General features: G+C 44.4%; 9 protein-coding genes. All 9 read left to right on the top strand.

What is annotated here, in order from left to right; all coding sequences use genetic code 11:
* Window positions 1-5 precede the first annotated feature (5 nt).
* The 9 genes from SDEN_RS11365 to SDEN_RS11325 all read left to right on the top strand — a co-directional run bounded on the left by SDEN_RS11365 (window position 6) and on the right by SDEN_RS11325 (window position 11,929).
* Window positions 6-713: a succinate dehydrogenase iron-sulfur subunit gene (locus SDEN_RS11365; protein ID WP_011496619.1), complete on the top strand. Its 708-nt coding sequence runs from the start codon at window positions 6-8 to the stop codon at window positions 711-713.
* Between the two features lie 210 nt (window positions 714-923).
* Window positions 924-3,746: a 2-oxoglutarate dehydrogenase E1 component gene (sucA, locus tag SDEN_RS11360; RefSeq protein ID WP_011496618.1), complete on the top strand. Its 2,823-nt coding sequence runs from the start codon at window positions 924-926 to the stop codon at window positions 3,744-3,746.
* Window positions 3,747-3,775: 29 nt separating this feature from the next.
* A complete protein-coding gene (gene odhB, locus SDEN_RS11355) occupies window positions 3,776-4,966 on the top strand; it encodes a 2-oxoglutarate dehydrogenase complex dihydrolipoyllysine-residue succinyltransferase (RefSeq protein WP_011496617.1) in 1,191 nt (396 codons plus the stop codon).
* Window positions 4,967-5,041: 75 nt separating this feature from the next.
* Window positions 5,042-6,208, top strand: coding sequence for an ADP-forming succinate--CoA ligase subunit beta (gene sucC, locus SDEN_RS11350; protein ID WP_011496616.1), 1,167 nt, complete (start codon window positions 5,042-5,044; stop codon window positions 6,206-6,208).
* Window positions 6,208-7,080, top strand: coding sequence for a succinate--CoA ligase subunit alpha (sucD, locus tag SDEN_RS11345; RefSeq protein ID WP_011496615.1), 873 nt, complete (start codon window positions 6,208-6,210; stop codon window positions 7,078-7,080). The genes sucC and sucD overlap by 1 nt, the downstream gene beginning before the upstream one ends.
* Before the next feature lie 109 nt (window positions 7,081-7,189).
* Window positions 7,190-8,116 (top strand): AEC family transporter, encoded by a 927-nt coding sequence (locus SDEN_RS11340; RefSeq protein ID WP_011496614.1) that lies wholly within the window; start codon window positions 7,190-7,192, stop codon window positions 8,114-8,116.
* Window positions 8,117-8,828: 712 nt separating this feature from the next.
* Window positions 8,829-9,155 (top strand): hypothetical protein, encoded by a 327-nt coding sequence (locus SDEN_RS11335; RefSeq protein ID WP_049763024.1) that lies wholly within the window; start codon window positions 8,829-8,831, stop codon window positions 9,153-9,155.
* Window positions 9,156-10,060: 905 nt separating this feature from the next.
* Window positions 10,061-10,939 carry a TolB family protein gene (locus SDEN_RS11330; RefSeq protein ID WP_011496613.1) on the top strand — a complete coding sequence of 293 codons (879 nt, stop codon included), beginning with the start codon at window positions 10,061-10,063 and terminating at the stop codon, window positions 10,937-10,939.
* A gap of 150 nt (window positions 10,940-11,089) precedes the next feature.
* The gene (locus SDEN_RS11325) at window positions 11,090-11,929 is read left to right on the top strand and encodes an MBL fold metallo-hydrolase (protein WP_157599855.1); all 840 of its coding nucleotides are present in this window, start codon (window positions 11,090-11,092) and stop codon (window positions 11,927-11,929) included.
* The last annotated feature ends 284 nt before the right edge of the window (window positions 11,930-12,213 follow it).

Here is a 12,213-nt window from a genome sequence, read left to right as displayed (position 1 = left end):
CAAAGATGAAATTAACATTTGCAGTGTATCGTTATAACCCTGATGTAGATACCAAGCCTTACATGAAGGATTACATCTTAGAAGTGCCAGACGGCTCCGATATGATGGTGTTAGATGCACTTATAAAGCTTAAAGAACAAGACTCAACCTTAGCGTTCCGTCGCTCATGCCGTGAAGGTGTGTGTGGATCAGACGGCGTTAACATGAACGGTAAAAATGGCTTGGCGTGTATCACGCCACTTTCAACCTTAAAGGGTAAGAAGATTGAAATACGCCCATTACCAGGCATGCCGGTTGTTCGTGACTTAGTGGTTGATTTAACTCAATTCTATAAGCAATACGAAAAAATTAAGCCTTTCCTTATCAATGATGAGAAGGCGCCAGCACGTGAGCATTTACAATCACCTGAAGAGCGCGAGCACTTAGATGGTTTGTATGAATGTATTATGTGCGCTTGTTGTTCAACTGCTTGCCCATCTTTCTGGTGGAATCCGGATAAGTTTATCGGTCCAAGTGGTTTGTTACATGCTTACCGTTTCTTGATTGATAGCCGTGATACGGCCACTGAAGAGCGTTTATCAGAACTTGATGATGCTTACAGTGTGTTTCGTTGCCATGGCATCATGAACTGTGTTGATGTGTGTCCAAAAGGCTTAAACCCTACTAAAGCCATTGGTCATATTAAGTCAATGCTACTCAAGCGAGCGGTATAAATGCACGCATTAGAACTGGGTATGTCTACCCGCTAGTTCGGTTAAGAGTCATTCTCATTTTGGGAATGACTCTTTTGTGTGTTAAAGGAAGACGGTTATGACCGACTTATTAATAATAGGCCCGTCGTAACATGAGTTGTGTGTAAGGAGTCGCCTTACCACATGTATGTAAATGGCTAAGCTCGTGTATCAAGTTTGGAAGGAATAACAATGCACCAAGGCATCATGAAAGCCTGGCTCGAATCATCACATCTAAGTGGTGCTAACTCGACCTACGTAGAAGAGATGTACGAAGCCTATCAAGTAGACCCTGATTCAGTTGCTGCTGATTGGCGCGTCGTTTTTGATAATCTCCCTCCGGTAAATGGTGCCTCTGCAGAAGTGCCAGAAGCTGCCCATTCAAAAGTACGTGACTATTTTCGAAGTGTCGCTTTAGCGGGTCGATTAAAAGGCGCGGGAAGCGTCAGCGATCCAGAATTAGATTCGAAGCAAGTTAAAGTACTGCAATTGATCAATGCCCACCGTTTCCGTGGTCATCAAAACGCTAACTTAGACCCATTGGGTTTGTGGAAGCGTGAAGCCGTGTCTGAATTAGATCCTAAGTTCCATGATTTTAATGATGAAGACATGCAAAGAGAATTCAATACAGGTTCGTTCGCCTTAGGCGGTCAAACCATGAAATTGTCTGACATCGTTAAGGCGCTTAAAAGCACTTACTGTGGTTCGATTGGTGCTGAATACATGCACATTACCGACACAGATGAGAAACGTTGGATCCAGCAACGTCTTGAGCCAACCTTAGGTAAGGCTAACTACGATAAAGACACTAAGAGACGCATTCTCGAAGGGTTGAACGCGGCAGAAGGTATGGAAAAATACCTAGGCGCTAAGTTCCCCGGTGCTAAGCGTTTCTCCCTTGAAGGCGGCGATGCACTCGTGCCTATGATGCGTGAAATTATTTATCGCGCAGGCTCTGCTGGCACTAAAGAAATCGTTGTGGGCATGGCTCACCGTGGTCGCTTAAACCTATTAGTTAACGTACTGGGTAAGCGTCCGGCTGAACTTTTCGATGAGTTCGCCGGTAAACACACAGACAGAGACGGTTCAGGTGACGTTAAGTATCACCAAGGTTTCTCGTCTGAATTTGTGACTCCAGGTGGCAACGTTCACTTAGCGCTTGCTTTCAACCCGTCGCATTTAGAAATTGTTAACCCTGTGGTTATCGGCAGTGTGCGTGCTCGTCAAGACAGGCTTAATTGCAAAAATGGCCTGCGGGTAATGCCTATCACTATTCATGGTGACAGCGCTATTACAGGTCAGGGCATAGTGCAAGAGACATTCAACATGTCTCAAACCCGCGGCTTTAAAGTGGGCGGTAGCATACGCATAGTGGTGAACAACCAAGTGGGCTTCACTACTTCAAATGCAGCCGATGTGCGCTCAACGGAATACTGTACCGATATCGCTAAGATGGTGCAGGCGCCAATTTTCCACGTCAATGCTGACGATCCTGAAGCGGTTGCCTTTATCGCCCAGTTGGCGGTTGATTATCGCAATGAGTTTAAGCGTGATGTGGTGATTGATTTAGTCTGTTACCGCCGTCATGGTCACAACGAAGCCGATGAGCCTAGTGCGACTCAGCCTTTGATGTACGCAAAAATTAAGAAGCACCCAACGCCGCGTAAGATTTACGCCGACAAGTTGATTGCTGAAAATAGCATTGCCGAAGAAGATGTCACAGGTTTAATCAACCATTACCGTGATGCGCTGGATCACGGCGACTGCGTGGTGAAAGAGTGGCGTCCGATGTCTGAGCGTCCGGTGGATTGGAGCCCCTACATAGGTAAAGATTGGGATGCACCCTATGACCCGACTATGCCTATTGCGCGGTTACAGAACTTAGCCAACAAGTTAGTCTCAGTGCCTGAAAGTCACAAACTTCAGTCTCGTGTGGCGAAAATTTGTGGTGATAGAGAAGCCATGGCGAAGGGCGACAAGCCACTGGATTGGGGTTTTGCCGAGACCTTAGCCTATGCCAGTATCCTAGAAGACAAGCGCCGGGTGCGCATCACAGGTCAAGATTCTGGCCGTGGTACCTTCTTCCATCGCCATGCGGTATTGCATAATCAAAATGATGGCAGTACCTATATGCCACTGCGCAATATTGCCGATGAACAAGGCCCGATTGATATCACAGACTCTGTGTTATCAGAAGCCTCAGTGCTGGCGTTCGAATACGGTTATGCCACCGCAGAGCCGGGTGGTTTAACGATTTGGGAAGCGCAATTTGGTGATTTCGTCAACTGCGCCCAAGTGGTTATTGACCAGTTCTTATCCTCGGGTGAGCAAAAGTGGGGCCGTTTATGTGGCCTGACTATGTTATTACCCCATGGTTATGAAGGCCAAGGTCCAGAGCACTCGAGCGCCCGTTTAGAGCGTTTCCTCCAGCTTTGTGCTAACCACAATATGCAAGTGTGCGTGCCTTCAACCCCAGCACAGGTTTACCATATGCTGCGTCGTCAAGTGGTGCGTCCTATGCGTCGTCCACTGGTGGTTATGTCGCCTAAGTCGCTACTGCGTCATCCGTTAGCCGTGTCTAGCCTGGAAGAATTAGCCGAAGGTAGTTTCCAAAATATCATTGGTGAAATTGATAGCTTAGACAGCAGCAAGGTTGACCGCGTGGTGTTCTGTAGCGGTAAAGTGTATTTCGAATTGCTGGAAAAACGCCGTAAAGAAAACCTGACCAATATTGCCATATTACGTGTTGAGCAGTTATATCCATTCCCTCACGAGGAAATGGTTGCTGCCCTGAACGAATATCAGCATGTGACCGATTTTGTCTGGTGTCAGGAAGAGCCGCAAAACCAAGGCGCTTGGTACAGCAGTCAGCATCACTTCTGGAGTGCTATTCCAGGGACGGCTAAGTTGACTTATGCCGGTCGTGAAGCGTCTGCGGCGCCAGCTTGTGGTTACCCAAGCCTGCATGCAGAGCAACAAGAATCATTAGTGAATAGTGCGTTAAAACTGTCGTAATAGATAATTTAAAAAAAGGAAAGCGTTCAATGAGTATCGAAATCAAGGTACCCGTACTGCCAGAATCTGTTGCCGATGCAACGATTGCGACTTGGCACGTTCAGCCTGGTGAACAGGTTTCTCGCGATCAAAACTTAGTCGATATCGAGACTGATAAAGTCGTGCTTGAAGTGGTTGCGCCAGAAGATGGTTCAATCAGCGAGTTTTTATTCCAAGAAGGCGACACTGTCCTTGGTGAGCAAGTGATTGCTAAGTTTATCGCAGGTGCCGCAGCCGCTGCTGCAACTGAAGCGCCTAAGGCCGATGCCGCTCCTGCAGCTGCGCCTGCTGCTGATGAGTCAAACGATGCCCTCAGCCCTTCTGTTCGCCGTTTAATCGCTGAGCATAACCTTGATGCCAGCAAGATTAAAGGCACAGGCGTGGGTGGCCGCGTGACTAAAGAAGACGTTGATGCTTTCGTTAAGTCTGCGCCTGCTAAAACAGCAGCACCAGCCGCCGCGCCAGTAGCGCCTCTTGCCGGCCGTACTGAGAAGCGCGTGCCTATGTCACGTTTGCGTAAGACAATCGCGTCACGTTTGCTTGAAGCGAAAAACTCAACGGCTATGCTCACGACTTTTAACGAAGTGAACATGAAGCCCATCATGGATATCCGTAAGCAGTATCAGGATATCTTTGAGAAGCGTCATGGCATTCGTTTAGGCTTTATGTCTTTCTACATCAAAGCTGTGACTGAAGCGCTAAAACGTTTCCCAGAAGTGAATGCCTCTATCGACGGTGATGATATTGTTTATCACAACTATTTCGATATCAGCATTGCCGTATCGACACCTCGTGGCCTGGTGACCCCAGTATTGCGTGATACCGATACCATGAACTTAGCTGAAATCGAGAAAGCGGTACGTGAACTTGCCCTTAAAGGCCGTGACGGCAAGCTGTCTGTTGCCGACATGACCGGCGGTAATTTCACTGTGACTAACGGCGGCGTATTTGGCTCGCTGATGTCTACCCCAATTTTGAACCTGCCACAAAGCGCGATTTTAGGCATGCATGCCATTAAAGATCGCCCTATGGCAGTCAATGGTCAGGTTGAAATCCTGCCCATGATGTACCTAGCACTCTCTTATGACCATCGTATCGTCGATGGCCGTGAGTCGGTTGGCTTCTTAGTGGCTATTAAAGACTTCCTAGAAGATCCAACCCGTCTACTGCTTGACCTTTAAGTCAGTAAGACAATACCCTCGTCGCTGGCCCTTTAGGGTCAGCTGGATTTATTAGAAGTATATGGATAGATCATCATGAATTTGCATGAATATCAGGCAAAATCTTTATTTGCCGAATATGGTTTACCAGTGTCAGAAGGTTTCGCTTGTGATACTGCTCAAGAAGCAGTTGAAGCGGCCGGCCACATTGGCGGTGATATGTGGGTTGTTAAGTGTCAAGTACACGCAGGCGGCCGTGGTAAAGCAGGTGGCGTTAAAGTTACCAGCAGCAAAGACGAAATCAGAGCATTCGCTGAAAACTGGTTAGGTAAGAACTTAGTGACTTACCAGACAGACGCTAAAGGCCAGCCAGTTGCTAAAATCCTGGTTGAAAGCTGCACTGACATCGCCAATGAATTGTACTTAGGTGCAGTGGTTGACCGTAGCACACGTCGCGTTGTGTTTATGGCATCGACCGAAGGTGGTGTTGATATTGAGACTGTGGCTGAACATACGCCAGAGCTTATTCACACAGCGATTATCGATCCGTTAACCGGTCCTCAAGCTTATCAAGCTCGCGATCTAGGCTTCAAGTTGGGTCTTAACCCAACTCAAATGAAGCAGTTCACTAAGATCTTTATGGGTCTGGCGAACATGTTTAATGACCATGATTTTGCGTTATTAGAAATCAACCCACTTGTTATCACAACCGAAGGCAACCTTCACTGTTTAGATGGCAAGATTGGCATTGATGGCAACGCATTATTCCGTCAGCCTAAGATTAAAGCCATGCACGATCCATCACAAGATGATGCTCGTGAAGCGCACGCGGCTAAGTTCGAACTTAACTATGTTGCCCTAGACGGAAACGTTGGCTGTATGGTTAACGGTGCTGGTCTTGCTATGGGTACCATGGACATAGTTAACCTGCACGGTGGCAAGCCTGCTAACTTCCTAGACGTTGGCGGCGGCGCAACTAAAGAACGTGTTGCTGAAGCATTCAAAATCATTCTTTCTGACAGTAATGTTAAAGCGGTATTGGTTAACATCTTCGGTGGTATCGTGCGTTGCGATATGATCGCTGAAGGCATTATCGGTGCGGTTAAAGAAGTGGGCGTTAAAGTGCCAGTGGTTGTACGTCTTGAAGGTACTAACGCCGAATTAGGCCGTGAAGTATTGGCAAAATCGGGTCTTGATATCATAGCAGCGACAAGTCTAACTGACGCGGCTGAGCAAGTTGTTAAAGCTGCGGAGGGCAAATAATGTCTGTTTTAATTAACAAAGATACCAAGGTGATCTGTCAAGGTTTCACTGGTGGTCAGGGTACGTTCCACTCTGAGCAAGCAATTGCCTATGGCACAAAAATGGTTGGTGGCGTATCTCCTGGTAAAGGCGGTCAAGTTCACTTAGGTCTTCCTGTGTTTAACACAGTTAAAGATGCCGTTGCTGAAACAGGCGCAACTGCGACTGTTATCTATGTACCAGCCCCATTTTGTAAAGACGCTATCCTTGAAGCCATCGATGCAGGCATTGAGCTTATCGTTTGTATCACTGAAGGCATTCCAACACTTGATATGCTGCAAGTGAAAGTGAAGCTTGAAGAAACTGGCGTTCGCATGATTGGTCCTAACTGCCCAGGTGTTATCACTCCTGGTGAATGTAAGATAGGCATCATGCCTGGTCACATTCACAAGCCAGGTAGAGTGGGTATTGTTTCTCGCTCTGGTACCTTAACCTACGAAGCGGTTAAGCAAACCACTGATGAAGGTTTCGGCCAATCTACTTGTGTAGGTATCGGCGGTGACCCAATTCCTGGTACTAACTTCATCGACGTATTGGAAATGTTCCAAAACGATCCAAAGACTGAAGCGATTGTGATGATCGGTGAGATCGGTGGTAATGCTGAAGAAGAAGCGGCTGAATACATCAAAGCACACGTGACTAAGCCTGTGGTTTCTTACATTGCTGGTGTTACTGCACCAGAAGGTAAGCGCATGGGCCATGCTGGCGCTATTATCGCTGGCGGTAAAGGCACGGCTGAAGATAAGTTTGCCGCGCTAGAAGCTGCAGGCGTGACCACTGTTCGCTCTTTAGCTGACATTGGTAAAGCATTGCGTACTCGCACAGGCTGGTAATCTCTTACCCTCCTGATGAAAAGGCGCTTAGGCGCCTTTTTTATTGAGTCTTTTTTGTCATACTTTTGTTAGTCTCTACAGCCGAATTTTGCTCACTACACAGGTGTTTATGACCATTTTTGCAATTATTTTTCCGCTGATTTTTATGGTGGCGTTAGGCTACTCACTGACACGGCTGCGATTCTTCACTAAAGAGCAGATTGGCGGCATCAGTAAATTCACCTTCTACGTCAGCATACCAGCCTTCTTGTTTATCAATATGCTGGCGGCGCCCCTGTCACAAAGCTTCGATGTGGCGGTTCTACTGTCATTTTACTTGCCAGTGCTTGTGGTATTCACCTTAGGCTATCGCTTAAATCGTCACTTTAGCCCACTTCAATATCGAAGCCGCGATGCAAGTGCTGTGTTTGCCTTAGGCTCAAGTTACTCCAATACAGTGTTGGTGGGGCTGCCGATCATAATCGCCGCCTTGGGTGAGGCCATGATAGGCCAAGTGTTTATGATCATCACCTTTCACAGCGCCATATTGTTTGCCCTGACCTTTATCTTGGCCGCGAGGGCAGGGGATCAAGGGTTTTCATGGCGTAAATTTGGCCGCAACATGGTGCTCAACCCTGTGGTGCTCAGTATCAGTTTAGGCATAGTGGCCAATGCACTGGGGCTAACTTTAATGCCTGCCTTAGATGCTGGGCTTAATCTATTAGCCGAGCCTGCGCTCGCCTGCGCTTTATTTGTTTTAGGTGCCAACTTAAGCTTTTATAAAGTCGGTGAAGACTGGCAGCTAGCCCTGCTGGCAAGTGGCCTTAAAATTCTGCTATTGCCCGCCTTAGTGTATGTCATGGGGCAGTGGTTTTTTGATTTAGCGCCACAAACCCTCACCATGTTAGTGCTGCTTAGCGCCTCACCTTTAGGGGTGAATGCCTACCTTATCGCCACCGAGCTTAAGCAGCATGAAGCAACCTTAGGCAGCACAGTAGTGTTATCAACGCTGCTTTCCGTGCTCAGCTTCAGCCTGTGGCTGGCAGTGCTTTTATAGGCCTGTGTTGCTACAGGAATTTAACAGTGGACAGGTTAGGGGATGAGAAACTCAGGATCAGATTTACTTTTGTTTTCCCCTCTTAGCCACTCTTTGTAGGTGAGTAGAGAGTGGAACCCTGCGACTTTGATCTTAGCGAAGCTTGGACATCAAGTTAGCTAAGTTCGAATCGTCAATAGTTAAGCTGACCCCAAGAGTACAGGCTTGCCATGGCATCTACTCACCGACACGCGTATATACTTCCATGTAGCTCGCTTCGACGTCCTGTCTCAGACGGTCGTCTCGCAGATGCAACATGGTTCACCTTGTTAGCATTGGTGTTAGCTGTTGACTAAAAAGCATCAGCCTAAAATACTGGGTAGCTATGCTGTTATAACTCACTGTCCTCCAATGCTTGCTTTTGCTTCTCGTTATGTAAATATTTTGATGTGTAAAATCGCTCGGCTTTATACAAATGCAAGTTATGTTGTTGAAAAACAATAACATATTATATTATAGTTTATGGCGAAAACTGGTTGTTCATGAATATCTAGATTCTTACTTCCTTTCAATAAAGAGTATCCAGCCTCAAAGGGATTGATAAACCTTATGCTAGCTGGTAAGTTGCTAAAATTAATACTAATTTAAGCGTAAACGAGTCGAAGGTTGAAGCATTGTCTTAGGATGTTTTCCGAAATTCGCGCTAAAACGTTATATTCACAGGAGGTGTTGGGTGTTAATCATTAGATTTATTCTGTTTTTCGCAGCTTTTGTAATTATGCTGTATCCCGTTTGGGGGCTTATCGAGCCTACTTCATACTTAAATGAATTAGTTGAAACATTTCCATTTGCTAAAGGAGCTAGTGATGCACAAGTGCAAAAATCATCTCTAATTCTTTTATTACCAAATGCCATAATATCTATTGCGCTTGTTTTAATAGCGAAATTTATATCAAACCCTAGTACTTATAATTTTGCTTACATTGCTGCAACTCTGTTAGTATTTTTTCCAATACTTCAAAGTGTTGGTGATATATTCATTGGTTCAGTTCTATCGTAACATGTACAAGGTTCATCTATGGCAATAGAACTATCAAGTCAAAAATTATTTTACTTTTTGTTTGGTTTGGCTATTTGGGCTATTGGAAAGTCGCAATGTGAATATAACAAGGTTTTAAAGTCGGACTCGTAACAGTTTGCTCGGTTCCACTTCGTTTCACATTTTAGCAAACTGTTTCTCGCCGCTTAAAACGGCGTTTTCAGGAGTGTTTAGTATTTTTTCACTAAAACTTAAATGGATTGTGGGAACCATTGCGTTAAGCGTATAGGTTTTTCATTGCTTTTACATGGTGGTGTAAATTTAGACTCTGCAATATATGCAAACGAAACAAGTTGGATGTATCAACTTGAGTGTTATTTGGGATGGGCGCTAATGTGGCCTATAGCCGTTTATGGGGTGGTTCACTCATATCTCACTGATAGTCATTCATTAGGTTTGGAGGTCTGGTTTGTTCAGCCTTTTGGTTACTCTCTATTGTACTTTGTATTTACAAAATGGCGCTGTAAAAAACATCAAAAATAAGAATAGGCCGGGCGAAGCCGCGTCCTTCTTATATTCTAGAATGAGTCAAGTGTGCTCTTTATTAACTATATGGCAGTTCGAGAAAACGTGCTGTTTGAAGTGACAGTTACCGGGTGACTTTTATGTAATCAGCCGTTCCCCTTAGCCCCTTTGGCAATAATTTAAATATTCTAATTTAAATCCCTTAATTTCAGTATGTTAGTTAAACCCTCATCAGTATAAGTTAAGCCATTCTCCTTATTATTATCGCTGTCAGATCAAAATCAACTAAAAGTCATAAGGACGTCAGGTTTTTTGAAGCCTTATAGGTTAACTTTAGCGCTTGCTCAATCACACTTAAGTGAAGTTAACTCATTCGTTGATTTCAAGATAAGGAAAAGTTCATGAAATCTATTTGCTCTTCAATACCTCTGTTACTTTCTCTGTTAATCATTAATTACCCAAGTCATGCCCAAGATGACTCTCCTGTGCTCGATAGCTCCCATATCATTGCGGTTAGTGGGGCGGGATCAAAAATTTATTTAACTGATAGAGAAGGCCAATCAAGTATTAACATTCCCAATGTGACAGGTGACTACGTAACTTGGTCGCCAGACGGAAAAAAAATTGCTGTTCGACAATATCATGATGATGGAAAGACCTGGTCTATTCATACAATGAATAGTGATGGTACGAATTGGAAACGATTGACTCATGAAAAAAATAAATGGGATAGTGTCCCTGCATGGTCTCCAGATGGAAAAAAAATAGTTTTTGCTAGGGAATATAAGGATCCGGAAGGCGTTTTTCAGGCTGAAATCTGGCTGATGAATGCAGATGGTAGCAAACAGACTCAAATAGAATCACTAAAAGGAAGTAACCCCCATTTTACTCCAGATGGAAGAATCGTGTTTTCTTCGGAGTTCAACGATAAAAAAAGTGAGATTAGCATAGCAAATATCGATGGTAGCAAGGTTATCCAGTTGACAGATAATGAAGCTGAAGAATGGCACCCTGAGGTTTCTCCTGATGGCAAGCACATCGCTTTTATGTCTAAAAGAGATGGAAATCAAGAAATTTATGTGATGAATAGTGATGGGTCTAATCAAAAACGATTAACATTCAATAATGTTGGTGATTCTTTCCCTTCCTGGTCCCCCGACAGTTCCGAAATATTATTTACACACTTCGCGGATACAGGATGGGATATCTATATTATGAATAAAGATGGTTCTTCATCAAGGAAAATTCTCTCTGGTAGAGATGCGATGTTTAAGCCTTAGCCAGCTACAAATAGTGAAGCATATAGCAATCAAAGCAAGAGCGACGCCAAAAGACGGTGCGCCTTCAGCGGGCGTTCGTTGCCAACGCTCACTTGCATCAAGGTATCACTAACGTGGTCATTATTTTTCAATAATCAAAACGAAGGTTTTATGCGTTTTTTAATCACAAGTTTACTATTTTTTGTTGTGCTGTGTTCAACGCATAGTTTTGCAACGCAAGACGTTCTGGGGACAGCCCATTATTTGGGGAATGAAGGGGTTTTGGTTGTAGGCACGCAGAAAAAAATACTGTTCGATCCTATGTTTAATAAAAATTTTCAGCGATTTAGCTTAGTCCCTGAAAGTTTGAAATTTAAGATATTGGAAAATGAAGCGCCATTTGAAAATATTGATGTGATATTTATAAGCCACAGTCATGCTGATCACTTTGATGCAAAAGAGGTATCTGCTTATTTACATAAGTATCAGAATGTTCAATTGATAGCGCCAACTCAGGTAATAGAAAAACTAAAGCTTCTAGGGGATGATAAGAAGATAACAACACAGTTGCATGAAATATCGATGATCCTGGGTGAGCCACCCAAAGCATTATCTTTAGCTGGCGTTCAAGTAGAAGTGATACGTATCCCTCATGTCGGTTGGCCTGAAAGCGCTGATGTTGAAAATTTGGTTTACCGAGTGACCTTGGACGATGTGACTGTCATGCACTTAGGCGATTCAGATATCAATTCCGAACATTATCTGCCCTTTAGTCGCTTCTGGGCAAAAAAGGTAACACATCATGCTTTCATTCCTGGAGTATTTGCCGTTAATACTAATCCGGAACAGTCGCTTAAAGCACAGTTCAATGTGCAAAGCATTACTTATATTCATATCCCTATGAATGTACCTGACACATTACACCAATTAAAAGTCGATTTTTTCTCTGTGCCTGATGAAATAAGGGAAATAATAAATACGAATAGCAGTGACTTATCATCGGTTTTATAAAGAGATTGACTTAACATTTTACTGAGTGTGGCGTCTCCGATGGTAATTATTTCTCTATGGACGGGTTGGCCTGCTTTGAGCAGTTAAAAACATAAAATCATCATAAAAAAGATACCGAGCCAAGGCTAGGTATCTTCTTCGTTTGTACGCTTGAGAAGCATGCTCTGTGACACTTATTGCTGAGTTCTAAGGTTGACGTCTAACCATTCATTGATGTTAGCGAACACAGCTTTAATTCATGAGGATGGGGACTTGACGCTTCTACAAAAGGATAGAAATAATGC

Origin of the sequence: Shewanella denitrificans OS217, assembly GCF_000013765.1 — a bacterium.
Taxonomy (GTDB): domain Bacteria; phylum Pseudomonadota; class Gammaproteobacteria; order Enterobacterales; family Shewanellaceae; genus Shewanella; species Shewanella denitrificans.
This window is presented reverse-complemented; position numbering and strand designations above follow the sequence as displayed.

What these genes read in the sequence shown, in the direction of transcription:
- SDEN_RS11330 (WP_011496613.1), top strand. Translation starts at nt 10,061, where the DNA reads ATGAAATCTATTTGCTCTTCAATACCTCTGTTACTTTCTCTGTTAATC.
- SDEN_RS11365 (WP_011496619.1), top strand. Translation starts at nt 6, where the DNA reads ATGAAATTAACATTTGCAGTGTATCGTTATAACCCTGATGTAGATACC.
- sucA (WP_011496618.1), top strand. Translation starts at nt 924, where the DNA reads ATGCACCAAGGCATCATGAAAGCCTGGCTCGAATCATCACATCTAAGT.
- odhB (WP_011496617.1), top strand. Translation starts at nt 3,776, where the DNA reads ATGAGTATCGAAATCAAGGTACCCGTACTGCCAGAATCTGTTGCCGAT.
- sucD (WP_011496615.1), top strand. Translation starts at nt 6,208, where the DNA reads ATGTCTGTTTTAATTAACAAAGATACCAAGGTGATCTGTCAAGGTTTC.
- SDEN_RS11340 (WP_011496614.1), top strand. Translation starts at nt 7,190, where the DNA reads ATGACCATTTTTGCAATTATTTTTCCGCTGATTTTTATGGTGGCGTTA.
- SDEN_RS11325 (WP_157599855.1), top strand. Translation starts at nt 11,090, where the DNA reads ATGCGTTTTTTAATCACAAGTTTACTATTTTTTGTTGTGCTGTGTTCA.
- sucC (WP_011496616.1), top strand. Translation starts at nt 5,042, where the DNA reads ATGAATTTGCATGAATATCAGGCAAAATCTTTATTTGCCGAATATGGT.